Annotated in this window: 18 protein-coding genes and 2 pseudogenes; 8 read left to right on the forward strand and 12 right to left on the reverse strand. The window is 64.6% G+C overall.

Going from position 1 to position 18332, the window contains the following annotated elements; genetic code table 11:
* Window positions 1-176: 176 nt before the first annotated feature.
* The 3 genes from CACI_RS50805 (at window position 177) to CACI_RS42500 (ending at window position 2158) form a co-directional block, all read left to right on the forward strand.
* The gene (locus CACI_RS50805; RefSeq protein ID WP_143765629.1) at window positions 177-464 is read left to right on the forward strand and encodes a zinc finger domain-containing protein; all 288 of its coding nucleotides are present in this window, start codon (window positions 177-179) and stop codon (window positions 462-464) included.
* 184 nt (window positions 465-648) lie between these two features.
* Entirely contained in the window at window positions 649-903 is a 255-nt protein-coding gene (locus CACI_RS48810; protein WP_223297405.1) for a hypothetical protein, read from the forward strand.
* 175 nt (window positions 904-1078) lie between these two features.
* Window positions 1079-2158 (forward strand): pentapeptide repeat-containing protein, encoded by a 1080-nt coding sequence (locus tag CACI_RS42500; protein ID WP_223297406.1) that lies wholly within the window; start codon window positions 1079-1081, stop codon window positions 2156-2158.
* A 200-nt stretch (window positions 2159-2358) separates the two neighbouring features.
* Here CACI_RS42500 and CACI_RS42505 read toward each other — a convergent pair whose 3' ends face one another.
* The 9 genes and pseudogenes from CACI_RS42505 to CACI_RS51840 all read right to left on the reverse strand — a co-directional run bounded on the left by CACI_RS42505 (window position 2359) and on the right by CACI_RS51840 (window position 8603).
* A complete protein-coding gene (locus CACI_RS42505) occupies window positions 2359-2778 on the reverse strand; it encodes an arsenate reductase ArsC (protein ID WP_015797150.1) in 420 nt (139 codons plus the stop codon).
* Window positions 2778-3467: an arsenate reductase/protein-tyrosine-phosphatase family protein gene (locus CACI_RS42510; protein WP_015797151.1), complete on the reverse strand. Its 690-nt coding sequence runs from the start codon at window positions 3465-3467 to the stop codon at window positions 2778-2780. The genes CACI_RS42505 and CACI_RS42510 overlap by 1 nt, the downstream gene beginning before the upstream one ends.
* A complete protein-coding gene (locus tag CACI_RS42515; protein WP_015797152.1) occupies window positions 3464-4201 on the reverse strand; it encodes an aquaporin in 738 nt (245 codons plus the stop codon). Before CACI_RS42515 ends, CACI_RS42510 begins: the two co-directional genes overlap by 4 nt.
* Entirely contained in the window at window positions 4198-4554 is a 357-nt protein-coding gene (locus CACI_RS42520) for an ArsR/SmtB family transcription factor (protein ID WP_015797153.1), read from the reverse strand. The genes CACI_RS42515 and CACI_RS42520 overlap by 4 nt, the downstream gene beginning before the upstream one ends.
* Window positions 4555-4637: 83 nt before the next feature.
* Complete coding sequence (locus tag CACI_RS42525; RefSeq protein ID WP_015797154.1) at window positions 4638-5882, reverse strand: MFS transporter; 1245 nt, start codon at window positions 5880-5882, stop codon at window positions 4638-4640.
* On the reverse strand, window positions 5867-7345 hold the full coding sequence (locus tag CACI_RS54620) for an FAD-dependent oxidoreductase (RefSeq protein WP_395994352.1): 1479 nt from the start codon (window positions 7343-7345) through the stop codon (window positions 5867-5869). Before CACI_RS54620 ends, CACI_RS42525 begins: the two co-directional genes overlap by 16 nt.
* Window positions 7346-7414: 69 nt before the next feature.
* A pseudogene (locus CACI_RS54625) lies at window positions 7415-8161 on the reverse strand (M28 family metallopeptidase); the annotation flags it as partial.
* Window positions 8161-8403 (reverse strand): hypothetical protein, encoded by a 243-nt coding sequence (locus CACI_RS42535; protein ID WP_015797156.1) that lies wholly within the window; start codon window positions 8401-8403, stop codon window positions 8161-8163. The gene CACI_RS42535 and the pseudogene CACI_RS54625, both read right to left, overlap by 1 nt.
* 47 nt (window positions 8404-8450) lie before the next feature.
* Window positions 8451-8603 (reverse strand): hypothetical protein, encoded by a 153-nt coding sequence (locus tag CACI_RS51840; protein ID WP_015797157.1) that lies wholly within the window; start codon window positions 8601-8603, stop codon window positions 8451-8453.
* Between the two features lie 76 nt (window positions 8604-8679).
* On the opposite strand from CACI_RS51840, the gene CACI_RS42540 reads away from it, so the two are divergent.
* The 3 genes and pseudogenes from CACI_RS42540 (at window position 8680) to CACI_RS54630 (ending at window position 9966) form a co-directional block, all read left to right on the forward strand.
* Window positions 8680-9051: an ArsR/SmtB family transcription factor gene (locus tag CACI_RS42540; protein ID WP_015797158.1), complete on the forward strand. Its 372-nt coding sequence runs from the start codon at window positions 8680-8682 to the stop codon at window positions 9049-9051.
* Window positions 9052-9113: 62 nt separating this feature from the next.
* Window positions 9114-9455 (forward strand): ArsR/SmtB family transcription factor, encoded by a 342-nt coding sequence (locus CACI_RS42545; protein WP_015797159.1) that lies wholly within the window; start codon window positions 9114-9116, stop codon window positions 9453-9455.
* A gap of 2 nt (window positions 9456-9457) precedes the next feature.
* Window positions 9458-9966: pseudogene (locus CACI_RS54630) on the forward strand (N-acetyltransferase family protein).
* A 40-nt stretch (window positions 9967-10006) separates the two neighbouring features.
* On the opposite strand, the gene CACI_RS42555 reads toward CACI_RS54630, so the two are convergent.
* A complete protein-coding gene (locus CACI_RS42555) occupies window positions 10007-11173 on the reverse strand; it encodes a DUF4238 domain-containing protein (protein ID WP_083796243.1) in 1167 nt (388 codons plus the stop codon).
* Here CACI_RS42555 and CACI_RS42560 point away from each other — a divergent pair.
* Window positions 11130-12101, forward strand: coding sequence for a PIN domain-containing protein (locus CACI_RS42560; RefSeq protein WP_015797161.1), 972 nt, complete (start codon window positions 11130-11132; stop codon window positions 12099-12101). The genes CACI_RS42555 and CACI_RS42560 overlap by 44 nt on opposite strands.
* A gap of 109 nt (window positions 12102-12210) precedes the next feature.
* Here CACI_RS42560 and CACI_RS42565 read toward each other — a convergent pair whose 3' ends face one another.
* Together CACI_RS42565 and CACI_RS50810 are read right to left on the reverse strand one after the other, a co-directional pair.
* Window positions 12211-13563, reverse strand: coding sequence for a hypothetical protein (locus CACI_RS42565; protein WP_143765630.1), 1353 nt, complete (start codon window positions 13561-13563; stop codon window positions 12211-12213).
* A 558-nt stretch (window positions 13564-14121) separates the two neighbouring features.
* Window positions 14122-14382, reverse strand: coding sequence for a hypothetical protein (locus tag CACI_RS50810; RefSeq protein ID WP_143765631.1), 261 nt, complete (start codon window positions 14380-14382; stop codon window positions 14122-14124).
* A gap of 321 nt (window positions 14383-14703) precedes the next feature.
* On the opposite strand from CACI_RS50810, the gene CACI_RS50815 reads away from it, so the two are divergent.
* Window positions 14704-17742, forward strand: a complete 3039-nt coding sequence (locus tag CACI_RS50815) for an NACHT domain-containing protein (protein WP_143765632.1) — start codon at window positions 14704-14706, stop codon at window positions 17740-17742.
* Window positions 17743-18332: the final 590 nt, after the last annotated feature.

Genomic DNA, 18332 nt, shown 5'->3' on the forward strand with positions numbered 1-18332 from the left:
GTGGCGAGCATGCGCTGTTCGTCATCGCAGCGGACCCGGGCTCGGCTGCGTACCGGGCCTTGGCCAACCCGGGCGTGTCCTCCAGCAAGGTTGAGCGCCAGATCCAGGCTTGTCGGACCTGATGATATTTGTCGTGTTCGACCACAGTGCTGCCGGGTTTCGGGCATCATCGTCGGGTGGACTACTTCACCTTCGTCGCAGGTTCGGCCGAGGTCGAGGACGCGCTGCGCCGAGCCTGGAACGCGTGTGCCGTCGTGGCCTGCCCGAAATGCCATGTCGCAGCGGGACTGTACTGCCGCAATTCCATTTCACGAGCCTGGTACGTGACCCGACCACACAAACCGCGCCAGGACCTCGCGGCAGTCGCCACAATCCTTGAGCCTGTAGGGATCCACGGCTTGAGCTGGGCAAAGGGCACCGGGACGTTCCCGTGGACCGGTCAGCGCATGAGCCAAGCCGCGTAGCGGCTGAGGTTCCAGCAGCACTCATCGCTATGGGCATGGATGACTGACGCTGGCCAAAACGATCCGCCCGACATCTGTAAGAGGGCGGTTCGTAAGGGTTTGACTGGGCTTGTGGTCGCTCGATGATGTGAACTGCTGCCGGTTCGCCGGCGGGGTGTCGCCGGTGGGCAGTGGGATGTGTTTCGTGAGCGACCGCAAGCCGTATAACAGTGATCTGTCGGACGGGCAGTGGGATCTGATCCGTCCAGTGACCGAGTTCGAACGCGCCGACGGCCTGCTGCGCGCCGGCCAACTGTGCCAGATCCTCGATGTCGGCACCGAGCCCAAGCACCGCGAGGGCATGCGCTCCCGACTCAAGCGCCTGGCCGCGCGTGGCATCCTCGCCGAGACCGAGCCGGGCCTGTTCGCCCTCATCGCTAAGACGACGCTTCGCCAATAGATCTGAAGTCCGATCACGACGACCCGCATCGTTGGACGTTCATCGATACCTGATGCCCTCGCGGCCAGGCGTTCACTACGCTCACCCTGTGGAAAAAGGGGCGGATGGTGGCCGAGGGCCGCGCTGGGGTATACCGGTTGCAGGACGCCGCGTCATCGTCGTCTGGCTCGTTGGCGTGGCCGGTGCCCTGATGTTCGGTATCGGGTTCATAGTGCTACCCGGGATGGTGGTGGACCACGACCTCGGCGCGGGACACGTCGCCCCGCAGGACCGACTGACCGCGATCAACAACGTCCGCACCACACTTCTGCAAACCGCCGCGGGCGTGGCCCTGCTCTTCGGCGCCTATGCCACCTGGCGACAGCTGCGAGTCAGCCAGGACACCCTGCGCATCACCCAGGAGGGACACCTCACCGAGCAGTTCGGCCGCGCCATCGACCAGCTCGGCAGCGACAAGCAGGACGTGCGCATCGGCGGACTGCACGCGCTGTGGCGACTGGCCAAGCACTCGGAGGGCGACCGCCAGGCCGTCATCTCGACGATGGCCGCGTTCCTGCGCACCCACCAGCCATGGCCACCGGCCGGACCGCCCGCGCCGGCCGCCGATGCCGACATCAACGACGTCGCCCCGCTGGAGACCAGGGCGCCGGACAGCCAGCTCGCGCTGACCGGACTCGGCGTGCTGTGCCTGTACGACCGATCCGAACCATGGCTCAACCTGAGCCTCACAGACCTGCGCCGGGCAGACTTCGACGGACTATGGCTGATCCGCGTCAACTTCGACCGCGCATCCATGGAGTCCGCGAGCCTGTACGGGGCCAACCTCACCCGGGCCTCCATGGTCTCGGTAAGCCTCCAGCACGCGGAGATGCGGCTCGCGAAACTCACCGAAGCTCGCTGCGTCCTAGCCGACCTCCGCGGCGCCAGGATGGCTGAAGCCGTGTTGAACGGCGCGGACTTCACCCGTGCCGATCTGCGCGAAGCCGTCTTGCGCAAAACACAGGCGCAGAACACGGTGTTCCATCACGCCGATCTGCGCAACGCGGACCTGCGCGGCGCCGATCTCAGCAGTGCCGAACTCGATGGCGCGAGATTCGAAGGAGCCGTGGCAAGCGACCTGACCCGCTGGCCCGCCACGTTCAACCCGCAGTCCGCTGGTATCACGGTCGCGGCCGACCCCGGACCCGAGCCCCCGCCGTTGCTACAACCCCCCGCGCTGCTGTACGAAGCGCCGCCACTGCGCTCGACCCCATAGGTTGGCCACCACCTGCAACAGCGCCGGACATCTCACGCAGCCACGATCCACACCGGATAGTTACAAACCGCCCTTCTAAGAACCAGAGCGTCATCGGCCAGCGCGGCAAGGTGCCGTTCAGCGTCCAGGGCAGCAGTGCAGCCAGCGGGGCTGGAGCCGATGATGATGACATTCCGGCTGCTGGTGTCCGGGACCACGTTTCAGACCACCGCGTTTTTGGCGTCGATCTCGTCGATCAGGCTCTTGATGAGGCCTTCAATCTCGTCGCGGATCGGACGCACGGCCTCGACACCTCGGCCTGCGGGGTCGGTCAGGACCCAGTCCAAGTACTTCTTGCCGGGGTAGACCGGACAGGTGTCGCCGCAGCCCATAGTGATGATGTAGTCCGAGGCCAGGGCGGCCTCGTCGGTGAGAATCTTCGGGGTCTCGTGCGACAGGTCGATGCCCACCTCGTTCATGGCCTCCAGCACGGCCGGGTTCACCTGATCAGCCGGAGCGGAGCCGGCGGAGCGGACGGTGACGCGGTCGCCGGCGTAGTGGGTGAGGAATCCGGCGGCCATCTGGGAGCGTCCGGCGTTGTGGATGCAGACGAACAGCACGGACGGCTTGGTGTCGGACATCAGGGGGTGCCTTTCGGGTCATCCGGTACGCCATCCGCGGCTTCCGGCAGGTAAGTGAGGAGGTCGGTCACGAGCAGGTCGAGTTCGTCGCGGATGCGGCGGACCTCGACCATGTCCTTGCCTTCGGGATCCGGGACGGTCCAGTCCAGGTAGCGCTTGCCGGGCAGGACCGGGCAGGCGTCGCCGCAGCCGACGGTGACGACGATGTCGGCGGCGGCTACGAACTCGTCGGTGAGCGGCTTGGGGTACTCGGCCGACAGGTCGGCGCCGATCTCGGCCATCGCCGCGATGACGCCCAGCTCCAACTCGGCGGCGGGCCGGGACCCGGCGGAGCGGATGTTCACCCGGCCCCGCGCCTGCATCCCCAGCAGCGCGGCGGCCATCTGGGAACACGCGGCGTTGCGATCGCAGATGAAAAGCACCTGCGGGACCGGCCGTATCGGCGGCTTCTGCACGTAGGCCAGGGCCACGAGCCGGTCGTCGGCGAAGCGCTCAGTCAGGGCCGGCAAGAACGCGGCCAGCCGGGCGCTGGCCGCAAGGGCCCGGTAGGACTCGAAGACGTAGCGCTCGACTGTGGCGTGGGTGAACGTGCCGGTGAAGCGCTCCGCGAGCCGGTTCGCGATCTCCGTCAGCTCCTGTTCGGCCCTTTCCAGGTCATCGGGTCCGAAGGGGAGGTCGTCGGAGTTCATTTCACCGCCGCCGGAACCTGCTCGGCCTCGGCCAGGGACTCGGTGTCGCCGTGCTGTGCGACCGGGTAGAGCACCGCCACCAGGGCTACGCCGATCGCGGCACCGACCACCTGGAACGCGACGAAGGCAGCGACGGAGCCGGGGGCGATCCCGGCGAAGGTGTTCGTGAACGCCCGCGCGATCGTGACCGCCGGGTTCGCGAACGACGTGGAGGACGTGAACCAGTAGGCGGCGCCGATATAGGCGCCGACCGCCGGGGCGATCACCAGGGTGCCGCGCCCGGACCGGACCAGGCTGAAGATCAGCAGGACCAGTCCGGCGGTGGCCACGGTCTCGCCGAGCCACAGGTACCTGGCGGAACGGGTGTGGGTGGAGGCGGTCACCACAGGCAGGTTGAACATCAGGTTCGCCAGCACTGTCCCGCCAATACCGCCGGCGACCTGCGCCGGGATGTATACGGCGACCGTGCGAACGTCTGTCCCGCCGCCCGAGCGGCGCGACAGGACGTAGTCGGCCAGGGTAACCACCGGGTTGAAGTGAGTCCCGGAGATCGGCCCGAAGATCAGGATCAGCACGGTCAGGCCGAAGACCGTGGCGGTGGAGTTGGCCAACAGTTGCAGTCCGACGTCGTGGCTCAGGTTCGTCGCCATGATCCCGGACCCGACGACGACCGCGACCAGCAGCGCCGTGCCGAGGAACTCGGCCAGGGCGCGGCGGGCCAGCGGCGGGGTCATCCGACCACCACCGCCGGGGTCAGCAGGGCCGACAACTGGGCCAAGACTGCGGGTCGCACGCTGTAGTAGATCCAGGTGGCGCGGCGTTCGGAGTTCACCAGGCCGGCTTCGCGCAGCACTTTCAGGTGATGGCTGATCGTCGGCTGGGATACGTCGAAGTGGAGCGTGAGGTCGCAGACGCAGGCCTCGCCGCCGTCGAATGAGGCGATCAGCGAGAACAGCCGCAGCCGCACCGGGTCGGCAAGCGCCTTGAAGATGTGCGCAAGTGCTTCGGACTCGATCTCGCTCAGCGGCTCGCTGACCAGCGCGGTGTGGCATGCCTCCTGGATCACCGGAAGCTCGTTCTTCGACATATGTCTATATTGACAGTGGTACATGTATCGAGGCAAACGGACTCGGAGAACACCGGCTGAACTCCTGGCGCAATGGCGCGCGGTCACATCCGACCGGTCAACGCCATCGCCGCAGCGCCGATCAGACAGCAGACGGCCGAGGTGACCAGCGGCGGAGTGTAACTGTGCGCGGAACCGGCCCATGCTGCCGCACCGAGCGGAGCCAAAGCCTTGACCAGCGTGAGCGGAGTGGTGAGCACGCCGGACAGCGTCGCGAACGCGTCAGTGCCATAGCGGGCGGCCAGGACGGCGGGACGGATCAATGTCGACACGCCGAATCCCAGACCAAAGGTCAAGATGCAGGCGATAGCGCCGACCACGGACTTTCCGATCAGCGGCAGAAGACCCACACCGATCGCCTGGATCGCGAACACCACGGCGGCGACGTCGGTGGCAGAAGCGCGTTTGCCAGCCGCCGTGAAAGCCAGCCTTCCGCTGACCGACAGCACGCCGAGCATCCCGGCGGCCACAGCAGAGAACGTGGCTGAGTGCCCCAGATCGCGCAGCGCCGCGACCAGCAGCACGCCCATCACGAACACCGCCGCGCCCTGCGCGAGCAGCGAACCACCGAGCATCCAGAAGGCCGGATCGCGCACAGCACCGGCCACCACTTTTCGGCGGTCGTTCTCGCCGCCACAAGTACCCTTCATCGAAAGCTGCGACGGCCGCCGCACTAAGAGATGGAACGGCACGGTCAGCGCGGCATGTGCTCCGGCCAGAACCAACACCGCGTCACGCCAGCCCACGTCAGCGAGGAGAAGGCCGGACGAGGGCAGGAAGATGCTGGAGGCGAATCCGGCAAAGATGGTGACCGCGAGCAGCGCTTTCGCGCGGCTGTCCGGCTCGAACCAGGACACGATGACCGCGAACGCCGCTTCGTACAGCACGGCAGCGGAGGCGACACCGATACCGATCCACACCGCGTACAGCTGCCACACGGCCCCGACCTGAGACCACCCCACGACCAGCACGCTGGCGGCGATCGAACCGGTACTCATCAGGAGCCGGCCGCCGTGCAGATCCATATACCGCCCGACCGGGACCGCCGCCGCAGCCGCCGCCAGCAGCGAGCACGTCAGCGCCCCGGTCACCACCGGAACGCTGGTATGCAGGCCGTGAGCTGTTGGGACCAGGAACACCGAGAAGGCGTAGAACAGCACGCCGTAGCCGACGGTCTGACTGATGGCCAAGGCTGCGACCAGCCGCCATCGATAGTCGGTCAACGCCCGTCGGCGACCGCGTAAGAACGCGGCCCCCGACGTGGGTATCGAGCTCAGCTGCCGCAGCACCCGGACCCGCTGTCCTGCTCGGCCGGCACGCCGACTTGGGCCAGGACGGGCTCGCTGGCGCAGCAGGCCGCGGAGTCCTGGACCAGCGGCAGCGGCTCGGACAACAGCCCGCCGGCGATTCCCGTGGCGAGTCCGATGCTCACCGGCTCGGCGGTACCGCACGATGATCCGCAGCCACCGGACTCACCCTCCTCACCGGGCAGCGTGGTGTTGCAGACCCCGGTCTCCGGCACTTCCAACCGGAGGTCGCGCGCGGCGTCCCAATCGCCGTCCAGAGCGGCGACCACGGAGCGAGCCTGCTCGTAGCCGGTGGCCAGCAGGAACGTCGGGGCCCGGCCGTAGGACTTCATGCCGACGGCGTAGAAGTTCGGCTCCGGGTGCGCCAGCTCGTCCACGCCGTGCGGGGGCACGGTGCCGCAAGAGTGCTCGTTCGGGTCGATCAACGGGGCCAGCGCACGCGTCGAACCCAGGATCGGGTCCAGCTCCAGGCGCAGCTCACCGGTGATCGAGTGATCCGGACGGAACCCGGTCGCGGCCACGATCCGGTCCACGGTCACGACCTTCTTCGCACCGCGGGCATCGACGCTTTCCACCTCGACGCTGCCGTTGCCCAGAACCCTGATCGCCTGAGCAGAGAACTGGTTGATCAGCTCGATCCGGCCCTGCTCGACCAGACTCTTCACCCGAGTCCCGAGAGCGCCACGGGCCGGAAGGGCGTCGGCCTCTCCCCCGCCGTAGCTGCGGGCCGCCGAGCCAGTTCTGATGGCCCAGGAGATGCGAGTGCCGGGCTCCTGCTCGGCGAGGTCTGCCAGGACCAGCAAGGTGTTCGCCGCCGAGTGACCAGCGCCGACCACCAGTGTGTGCTTTCCGGCGTAGGCGGCGCGGGCTGGGCCGAGGACGTCCGGGAGTGCGTGGTCGATGAACGCTGCCGCCTCGGCCTCGCCGTGGGCCGGCAGGCCGGACGCGCCCAGGACGTTCGGGGTGCCCCAGGTTCCGGAGGCGTCGATCACCGCGCGGGCGTGCAGATCAGTGGTCACGCCCTCGGTCTCGACCCGGACCAGGAACGGCGCGAACTCGCGGCTGCGCGAGCGGACCCGGTCCACCCCGACCCGGCTGATCGCGGTCACCCGATGCCGCAGACGGATGTGCTCGGCGATCTGCGGCGTGGCAGCCAACGGCACCAGGTACTGTTCGACCAGCTCCGCGCCGGTCGGCGAGGCGTCCCCATCCGGCGCGGTCCAACCGGTCGGCTCCAGCAGCGCCCGGGCGGCGGCGTCGATGTCGTAACGCCACGGGCTGAACAGCCGGACGTGGCCCCATTGGCGGATCGCCGCGCCGACGGCGTCTCCGGCCTCCAGCACCTGGAACGGGATGCCCCGTTCGGCCAGGTGTGCAGCGGTAGCGAGACCGACCGGCCCCGCGCCGATCACCACGACCGGCAGTTCCGCCTGAACCTGGTTCATCGTTCCGACTCCGTCCTTCTCGGTATGCGTGTTCTGCGATGCGAGTTCGGTAACGGCTCGGACGACAAGTCCGGCCATCGCCGTCAATGTCTCCGCCTGAACCCGCTCCGCTGTGTCGTCCTTCGAGTGGTAGCCGGGCATTCCGGCACCGAGGCCGACAACGGCCAGACCCGCGGCGGCGTATTGCCGGTTGTCCGAGGCGACTTGTCCAGGGGCTAGCGGAACGCCTGTCGCCCTCCCGGCCACGTCGAGTGCGGTCAGGATCGGCATGGCGCCTCCGCCGGCCTCCACGGCGACCGAGCCGTTCAGCTCACCGGCCCCGTCGATGTTGATGATCAGCGGGCTGCGCTCCCCTGCCGCCAGCCGGGCGGCGTGTTGGGCCGAGCCAAGCGTGCCGATCTCCTCGGCATCGAGCAGTGCGATCGACAGGCCGACGCCTTCAGGAAGCCGGCCTTTCAGCAGCCGCGCGACTTCCAGGACCACGGCGACACCGGATGCGTTGTCGGAGGCGCCGGGCCGGTGGATCCCGTTGATGTCGCCGACGCCGTCGTAGTGCGCGGTCAGCCAGATCTGCGGCCTGCCGACCGCCGCAGGGGCGACGGTGGCGTACAGGTTGGCGGCGCTGCCAGCCGGAGTGTCGAATGCGTCGACCGCGCTGACCGCGTCGAGTGCGGTCAGCGCGGTCGAAAGCCAGGCCCGAGCCGCAGCGCCACCCGGACTGGCGACGCGTCGCCCGGCCAGCTCGCGCCCCGCAAGCGTCGCGACCGTGGCCTTCATGCGCTCGGCAGACGGCTCCGGCGCGATCGGTGTGTTCATCAGCTGCAGCCGCAGGCGCCGGTGGACACAGCCTCGGTCTTGGCTGCGGTACCGCAGCAGGCGTCCTCGGCCTTCGCCTCGGCCGCAGTGCCGCAGCACGGTCCGCCGGTCGCGGCCGGCGAGCCGGTGCCGGTGTTGGCGGCCGGGCTACCGCAACAGCCGGTGCCGGGCGCCGGGTTGAAGGCCTCGGCCAGGTCGCCGGAGAAGCCGCCAGCCGTACCCGTGGTGGTCTGCTCGCTCATGTCCTTGCTCCTCACGTAGGTGGTGGCGCGGTGGATGATCGGGCGGTTCAGACGCGCGGCAGGCTCAGCACGGCCGCTGTGCGGACCGCTTCCAGACGCCGGGCCGAGCGCTCGACGCTGGTGGAGATGCCGCAGCCGTCGCAGAACTTCACGCCCAGGTCGCGGACCTGCTTGCCAATAACACCGGTACGACGGAACATGGCGTTCCCCTTATCTCGAAGTTCGTCGAAGTAACTTCACCTTGCCCACTGTTTCGAAATCTGTCAACCTAGAAGCATGTCGAAACAGAAGGAGCTGCCGCTGCTGGAGCCCGAGGCTGCGGCCCCGTGCTGCGAGCCGCTCGCCGCACACTCGATCTCCACCGCCGACGCGATAGCCCTGGCGCCCGCGTTCAAGGCCCTCGGCGACCCGATCCGCCTGCAACTGCTGTCCCAGATCGCCTCCGCCCCCGAGGGCGAGACCTGCGTGTGCGACCTGAACGTCGGCTTCGACGTCTCCGGCCCCACCATCAGCCACCACCTCAAAGTCCTCCGCGAAGCCGGCCTCATCGAAGGTGAACGGCGCGGGACCTGGGTCTACTACAGCGCCGTGCGCGAAAAGATGTCCGCCCTGGCCGGACTCCTCGTCATCGAACCCGCAACCGTGTGACCAGAAACCACCGTGCTGCCGGGCTGTCGCATCGCCCATTCATCTACTATCGTCGATGATCGATGAACAAGATAGAGCTGATCGACCGCACCACCGCGAAGACGTATGCGACCTGGTTCCGGGCCCTGTCCGATCCCACCCGCATCCAGGTCCTCAACCTGCTGGCCGTCACCGACCGCCCGATGACGGTCGGCGAGATCACCGCAGCCCTACCCATCGGGCAATCGACCGTGTCCCACCACCTGAAAATCCTGGCCGAGACCCGCTTCGTCCTCGTCGAACCCGCCGGCACCGCCAACCTGTACCACGTCAATCAGCGCCGCCTGACCTGCTTCCCGTCCGCCGCCGACGCCGTTATGGGACACCAGGCACCGCAGATCGACGACAACGACTGCGAGAGCTGACCATGACCAGTTCAGCAGCACTAATCCGGCCCATGACCGCCGACCACGCCGACGAGGTCTTGGCCACCTACCAAGCAGGCATCGACGCCGGCAACGCCACGTTCGAAACCACCGCACCGACCTGGGCCGAATTCGACGACGCGAAGCTGCCGAACCACCGCTTCGTAGCCCTGGACCCGACAGACGATGCAGTCCTCGGATGGTCGCGGCTTCGAGGACATCCACCCGCGCCGTCTACGCCGGCGTCGTCGAGCACTCCGTCTACGTCCATCCGTCAGCTCAACGACGCGGTGTCGGCGCTGCACTCCTCACAGCCCTCATCGACTCGACAGAAGCCACCAGGATCTGGACCATTCAGTCCGGCATCTTCCCGGAGAACACCGCTTCCCTGCGGCTCCATACCGCAGCCGGATTCCGCGTCATCGGAACGCGGGAGCGCGTTGGCTGCCATCACGGTGTTTGGCGCGATGTGATCCAGATCGAACGCAGGAGCCCGGTCGTAGCGATCTGACGAGGTTGACTGCGCGGGTTTCGACTACCGCGCAGGCTAATCATCGTCGGCGGCGCTGGGTACGCCTTCGCTGCGGTGCGTGGTTGTGACGCTCAAGGGCCGGAAAGCCAGGTGCGTTGACTGTGTACAGCGGGCCCGGTGGCGGGAGTTCGATCCCAGCCAGATGGTCTTGGTCTGGGTGCATGAGGATCGACTCGTAAGCGTTGGCAGCGATTCGTAAGTTGACATAGTCAACGCTCGCAGGATCGGCGTCGAGTCGACGTGGCGGCCCGTAACGATCACCCCGCCCAAGGATAAGCAGATGCCGCGGGCTCATCGGAAACCAGATCTGATCTGCCAAGGCCACCCCGGCCCGGTGGCCCAGCGGCCGGCCCTCATCGAAGTACAACACGACCGGTTCATCGCAGGTCAAGAGGCTGGGCTCGTCATACACCGCCAGGTACAAGGGACGACAGATGAGTTCCTCGAACAAGCTCAAGGCCACCCGGCCCATCGTGCCGATGTGCGCGTTGGGGTCCGGGACGAACTCGATGTCGTCAACAATCTCGCTTATAGCTCGCACCTGCGCGATCGTCTCGGTCGTCGGCTCGTGGCCGCCGGTGCGCAGCCAGGCTACGGCCTGATCCTCATCCATGTCCTTCGGCACCATGATGTGCATGTAGGTGTCGCCCATCAGCTCGGCCATGCGACGCGCGGCGCGACCCCGGGTTATCTGAAAGGCCAGGAACAGGCAGATGTTTCCCACGTCAACAGGTTGCAGCGGGAAACGTTGGAACAACCCGAGCCGCACGATGCGCTCCATGACCGGCGCAACGTTCCCCTCGATCCACGTCAGCAAGTGATCGGATCGTCCATCGAACGCACCGTCGTTGTCGATGCTCGTATAAAAGTCCTTCTCGACGATCGCGTCGCTAATCGGCGCAACGTGCCTTTTCCCGGTAACCCGGTCAACGACAGCGATCATCCCGCGCTCGTTGCCGAAGTATCGCTGATGTAGCTGCGGCAGAAGATGGTGCCTGGTACCGACTGAGCCATGCGGTTTGCCAGGCAGGGGCCACCGCTCTGCACGAGGGGCTTTCTCTGCGCTCACGCCTTCGAGACTAAGGGTCGACACCGACACTAATTCCGCCATACCCACGGCGTTCGCCTGGCACCATCGGCTCATGCTCATCACCCCGCGGCCGGGCGCCCAACGAGACAGCATCATCGAGGCCCTTCGTCAGACCCATGCGGAGGTATCCAACGTGAGGGGCGCCGGCCCCTCCAGCGCCTTCAAGCGGCTCTTGAAGTACCTGGAGTGGGTCACCGATGCCACGCGGCGCCTGCAGAGTCAGATCAGCGCGAAAGACGTCGACCGTCTCATCCTGACCCGCCGCTACTACGCACTCCTCGAGTCGTGCGGCATGCTGGCCGGGACCGATCAGCAGCGCCTCGTCAACGGACTCGTCGACCAGGAACTGACCGACCGCGAAGACGCGCTCAACACAGCAATGACGACCCTGAACGAGCACGCCAAGCGCTGGAGCGGCCATAAGTGGCTTGCCGTCGCCGACTCCAGCTTCTACCTCAACAGTCCCGATCCCCTCGCTACCACCGACTTCCACAAGGTCATGGGTCTGTACTGCGAGGAGGTGATCCACCTGCTATTCCCGATCGTGGTGGTCGACGAACTCGACCGGCTCAAGGAGATGGGCGGGGCCCATCCCCGATGGCGTGCCGGGCACACGCTGGGACGCCTGGACGAGGCAATCACCTCGGGAACCAGCGGCATCCTGCACCCGACGTACCGGGGCGAGGGCCAGTCCATCATCGGAAAGGTCACCGTTGAGATCGTCCTCGACCCACTAGGACACCTCCGCCAGCCGATCGCCGACGATGAGATCATCGAACGCGCCGCCACGATCCAAGCCATCGCGGGCCGCGACGTGCGACTCCTGACATGTGACACCAGCCAGGCCACCCGCGGCCGCATGGCCAGCCTTGAGGTCACCAAACTCCCCAGCCAGGCGGGAACCGGCGATGAACCGCCTCGTCACAGCAACGGCGGTGACAAGCCCCGCGGCACCGGCACGCGCGCGCAGCGGAAGAACCGACAAGAGGCCGAGGCCGCCGCTGCCACGGAGCGGACCCGTTAGCGCCGGTGAGAACGACCATCTCCAAGCGCATCGAGACTTGATCGCCAAGAGACAGTACCCACCACCACAGGCTGAGCGAGTGACTTCACAGCCAGCACGTTGGTCAGCTCTACGGTGCAGTGGCTCCCTTAAACGACAGCGTCAGACCGGCCTCGGAGACGGAGACGGTGAACGTGACCGGGCCGAATGTCTTGGGGCCAAACGTAGCCGAGCTGTAGTAGTTAGGACTCGCCGACGATCCCTCTTTCATCGACAGCCCGTCTAGGCTGCCGTTCACCCAGCTGTCGGCGTTAAGCGCGTCGGGACCAGGACCCAAGCCATCGCTGTCCATGGCTTCGACTCCCTGGACACAGCGTCCGAAGTCGCCTTCCAAGGAAGGCAGCAGGGTTCCTGACTGCAGGATTGGTGTCTCGCCGGATTCGTTACCTTCGAAGCAGGAACCTGACCGCAGGTTGCCCGCCGAGTCTTCGACGGCTGTATATAGCTCAGGGAAGCTACCGCCCTGCCTGAAGGTCTTCTCGGTTCCTGCCGGATGGGTCAAGGCGCGAGCGCTGAGCTCGGAGGGAAGCACGCCCAGGGCCGTCTGTAGGAACGAGTCGGCGGTGGCGTTAGGGATCTCGGCGGCGCTCCACAGCTTCTCGTCGAGGACGGTGGGCGACGTCGACGCGTTCGCAGAGGTATCGGCCTGTTCGGGAGTTGATGTGGTCTGTGATGAGGAAGCCGACGAAGACGGCGTAGACGGCTGCGCAGTGGGGTCAGCGGGGAGCGTTTGGGAAGCCGGGGGCAGGGCTGCGGCGGTGTCAGTAAGGGCCGGATTGGTGGCACCGGTTCCGTCGAACTGCGAGTCACTATTGTCGTCCGGTATCAGCCCCGTGGTCACCGTGACAGCGACTACGAGCACCCCGACCGTGGCTAGCACAGCCAGGGTGCTGGGCCGCCAGGTAGGGGGAGCCGCCAGGGAGGCCGTCTGTGATTCCGTGGCTCCCACACTGAGCGCGGTATTGGCGGCCAGCGGCGCCGGATCGGGAGCGGGCGGCGCCTGAACTGCGGTGGCGCGTTCTGGCGCGTGGAATCCCCCGGTTTCCCAGATACGGGAGCGGAAGGCAGGCAGTGTCATGAGATGGTGCTCGCCGGGGATGAAGACGCCGCCACAGCGGTGGCAGAACCATGCGGCGTTCCACAGTTCGAGGACCCTGGGAGTGCCGTCTTGGATGGCGCGGTAGCGCCGGCCAGCCCGCAGCCCTGACTGAAGCAGAAGTGCGAAACAGAGGCTGAGGACACCGGCCACGGCCAGAACAGCACCTGGATTGACGCCGCTGTTGACGGTGACCGGTTCGTCACCGATGTACCCCGTTTGACTCTGGCCGCTCTGGGCCAGGCCCCAGATGGTGTAGATGGCGGTAAGCACGAGACCGAGGATCGCGACGACTTTGCGTCCGGTCCCGGAGCTGACCGTCGGCATAGGTTCCAAGCTGGCAGACAACTCAGTGGAGGAGGACGTGCCCGAGAGAGTCAAAGCCTCGAAGAGACCACCCCTACTGATATGCCCGAGGGTGGCCGACACCCCGACTGAGCTGGACTTCCCGGCCATGTGTACGGCAGCGACGCTCTGGACCTGGTCCACTCTGCTGCAGCGGGGACAGTCGAGCCTGCCAGACATCTGCTTCTCCATGGCCGTTGTGAGAGGACCTCAGGCCTCTGAGTATGACGGCCTGCAGCTGCCTACGTACCAAGAAAGCGTCCACGGACCCGGCTTTGAAGCAGGCGCGCCTTCTCACGGCTGACGCCGAAATCATCGGATAGCGCTGACGGCGACCGGCAAAGCCGCCTCTGCATACCCCAAAACGTTAAGCCGATCTCAACAGCACAAGATGGCTTGTAGGATAACCACTTGACCAGCCTGGGCGGCCGGAAGATCCAGATGCGCCGCAGCTCGCCAACATCGGGAGTCACACAGTTGGTGCCGAAGCCAAAGGGTCACACGACAGAGTGCAAGCCCGATAGGAAAAGCCGCCCTGGTTCAATCGGCGGTCGAGCCAACGAGGCCGGCAGCCTGCACCGAAGCGGTGTAGCCGCCTACCTTGCCGCGCATGGCTTGGTAGGCCGCGCCGTAGAGGAGGCTGGCTACCTGCCAGGAGGCCCGACGCCAGCAGCGGTTGAGTTCGAAACTCACGATGATGTGGACGACATCGCTTGCACTATGACAGACGGCAGCAGGCTCCTCATACAGGCCAAACGAGCCTGCGGCATCGATGATCAATTCCGAAGTGCGGTCGCTCAATGGGTCACACAAACTCCCAAACTTCGTCGCAGCGACCGCGTCGCGCTGGCTGCTGCCGAGATAAGCGGGAACCTAAGATTTCTGGGTCAGGCACTAGGCCGACATCGGAAACAAATTTCAGGACCGCATACGTCTGACGAAAAGAAGGCAATAGCCGACCTAGACAGGGCCTTCCCCGCCGGAACCTCACCAAGCTTGAGGTCCGCCGTCAGGTCCTGTGCGTACGTGCTAAAGCTAGATGTCTCGACACATCAGGATCCGCTTTTCAAGTTCGTTGCGAGTCTACTTGAGGGCGTCGTAGTGCCCTCCGGTGAAGGCACCATGGCCATCGAGGCGCTACAACGAGCCTTCCAAGAGCAGGCCGCCAGCGGGTCCGGAAGTGGGCTCGACGATTGGCTAAGGACGTTAAGCCAGGCTGGCACTACCGTGTATGCGGCCGCGGATGGCCCCGCCGGGCCACGCCGGCAAGCAGAGAAGCAGGCGTTGATCACATATCAGACCCACCTGCGTGGCCGGAAAGATCAGCTTGAATACTCTCTCCTAGCCGAAGACCTGCCACCCCTCAAGGTCGCCGATCTGGCGGCAACGTTCCAGGTACGAGCAGTTATTGATAATAGCCCAGTCAGGCAAACTGATGAACTTGTGAGCTTGACCAGGCATTGGACACGAATGGTGTTGACCGGACTTCCAGGGATGGGTAAGTCCACAGCGCTCGAGCAATTGGCAGCATTGTGGAGCGTCAATGGGAGCCCCGTCCCTATCCTCGTCCGCCTAGCAAGTGTTGCGCGACGTGTGCAGCGGTCGTCCGATGTCACCGTGCCATTGCTGGTGGCTGAAGCCGCGGGTGGCGTGTCAACGGATGAGGTGGCTCCGCTTCGCAGGGCACTTGAGCAGGCCATCGCGTCTGGGACCGCAGTACTTCTTCTGGACGGCCTCGACGAGACCGGCCCAAAGCGAGGCCTAATTGCCGATGGCCTGCTCTCAGCTATCGAAGGGCTGCCAGATTTAACGGGCATCATCATCACTACCCGCCAGAGCGCAATTGGGGCAGCGAGGAAGATCGGCCTGCCCGAGGCTCAACTAACCGAACCTAAATGGCTGGCATCGACCCTTCATCAGCTACTGCACCACGTCGCAGATCGCCGCATCCTCCCGAAAAATAGGGATAGCTGGGTAGCGGAGCACATCGCCTGGCTCAATCAGGCCAAAAACGATAGCAGCGAGATCTGGTCAGTGCCAATGCTCGCGACACTCCTAACCCTTCTTTCAGCCGAGAAGAGCGTCGAGTCGCTACCTCAAAGTCGTGCACACCTTCTCGCAGATGCCGTTCGAGATAGTGTTCGACGTTGGGAGAAAGCTCGCGAGTCCGGCACGTTAAGCGAACCGTGGTCTCCACAGCTAACCGACGGCATACTCATTGACGGATACGCCATCATTGGCCACAGAGTAAATGCCAGCGGAGCGGCATCTATTTTGACCATCGAGAGAGATATCGTGAGCATGCTCTCGACTCAATGGGGTCGATCAGCGGGCGAAGCAAAACAGCTAGCGTCCGAAATATTGCGATTCTGGGACGACAAGATCGGCGTTTTCGTCACTCGCGAGGGAGATCGACTTGAGGCGCGAAGCCGGATCTTTGGCGAGATCGGAGACGCAATGTGGGTGGCAGAACAGGAAACAGCCACAAGTATGAGCTGGACTGCCAAAGCCATCGCCGATAGCGAACGTCGCGACACTTTGCTCCTCGCCGCCGGCCTATCCCCCGGGATCTTGAGGAATCTAATTGACCTTGCAAGAGGGTCGCACGGTGACACGCCGGAAGCAGATCGCGATCGAGCGCTACTTTGGTCTTCGGAAATCGCTTTGTCACGTAAGGGAATCGACCACGACCTTCTACTAAAACTGATTGACGCACTCGCGCTAGCAACAAGGAGGAAGTCTACAGAAGACACGCGGCTTCCTAAAACCTACACCGCATCCATTACACCAAGTTTTACCGCAACCTTTCGGCGTGATAACCGTCGTTGGCGCCTAGTTCGCGCGCTTGCGTCGCTGGCACTTCCGTTCGAGCTACGCGAACGCCGGGATATATCTATTTCAGCGAACCTACTGGAACCCGAGCAAGATCTGATAGTAGACGCGATGACGTCGCTCTCCGACGCCCGCTACGATGCGTCGACCTCTCTTGAGCCAAAAGCGATTGATGCGGTTCGGAAAGTGCTGGACTCAACCATTATTGAAAGGCAGGATCCTGACGAAGCGACAAAGAGCGGTAACCCCATCCCTACGAAGAGGCCATGGGCTGGGCAGTCTGAAGTTGCAGAGTGGGCTATCCCCTTCCTCTCGCAGCTACCCGAAACGACACCTGAAGCCATCTACGAGGTTGCTTGGCATTCCTCAGTTGGCCAATATGGTCGCGTTTCAAGCACCCTAAGAGAAAGAGGTCATATCGACACCAAGCCTCGCTGGTCGCCAATTGACGTGTCACTAGAGGACATCTCATCCACGATCTCACGATCCAATATCAAGGTCTGGAAATCCATCGAGAGCGTGAGCGACGAGCGAACGCCGCTGACCCCCGCCGAGCAATGGCGCCTTCCAAGGCTATTCGCTTTCAGTGACACCATAGGCTTCGGCGAAAATACCGTGCCAGACTGCTACGAACTTGATAGAATCGACTCCGTAAAGCTAGCCCGCTGGACACGGGTAGTTGCTCGCACCACGAACCTTGACCTTGTTGTGCTCGCCACAGAGGCCGCGCTAGTTCTCTCATGGAACGAAGAAGAACAGCAGGACCTATTTAGGGCACTGTCGACCTCCAGAACGCTCAAATCGCCTTCACCTGACGTAACCCGCCTAGAAGCTTCCGACATCGACACACTGATTGAATCGCTCTTGTATCCTTCGAGGTGGGTCGCCCATATCGCTATGAATGTACTGGCGGCGACGGGCGATTACGCGATTAGTCCTCGCATCGAAGAGTGTATACATCTCATGGTCGCAGAACGCCGCCACTACGCAACTACTCTAGTGTGTACACTGAGCGATGATCCAGCACAAAAGATCGAAACCTTTCTTGACGAGACTGACCCCGTCTGCCGGTCGGGAGCCGCTCTTGCGCTAAGTACACTTCCGCTCGATGAACGAGTCACAGATTTGGTTTATCGCGCCCTCAGCGACAGAGATATGTCGGTTAGGATCGCGGCCGGTGCAGATCGCAGCATCGCCGAACAGGCCGAGTATTGGTCATGCATTAACTGTGGAAATGTGACGGAGGTTCCCAAGACAAGCTGCGCACATTGCACGCACGGTTTTCGCCCTGCGACCCCGCGAGTAGTAATCGACTCTGGCGATGCATAACTTTCCCGCAGTTAGCTTTTAGTTATTGCCCTTAAAAGGGGGATCTCGCAGGGGCTGGCATGGTTCAGCCTCGGCGGCACTGCTGAGAGATGAGGTTTCCGCAAGGAGGTGGGCTGACCGCGGAGCATCGGCCGTTCCGCGAGCAGAACCGGACGGAGGCTGCCAGCCTCTTCACCGCCCGTGAGGGCAGCGCCACGGGGACGTCGCCCGGGATTCGGTCCCTGCGTAGCCGGTCCTCGGGAGGGTTGCATTCCGGGTTGCCTTCCGAGGTTCACGCCTGCTTCGCAGAAGCGAACCACGGTCGCATGATTCCGTTGCGCAGCAGGTCAGCGTACGCATGCGAGAGATGCGACACCTCCACTCGAACCTCGAAAGCGTGTGAGGTGCAAGCCTCCGTGGGTTCAAATCCCACCGTCACCGCTTTTGATACAGCCCCTGAGCTGCGGGAACGCAGAGCGGGGGCTGTTCTGTTGAGAGCGTCTGTCTCACGTCTCACGCGTCCTGTGGCAACTGGATGGCAACTGGATTCACACGGCATGGCGGCTGACCTGCGCTCCCGCCTCCGATTCACACGTATGTCAAGCGTGTGA

The sequence above is a fragment of the Catenulispora acidiphila DSM 44928 genome, assembly GCF_000024025.1.
GTDB classification, from domain to species: Bacteria; Actinomycetota; Actinomycetes; order Streptomycetales; family Catenulisporaceae; genus Catenulispora; species Catenulispora acidiphila.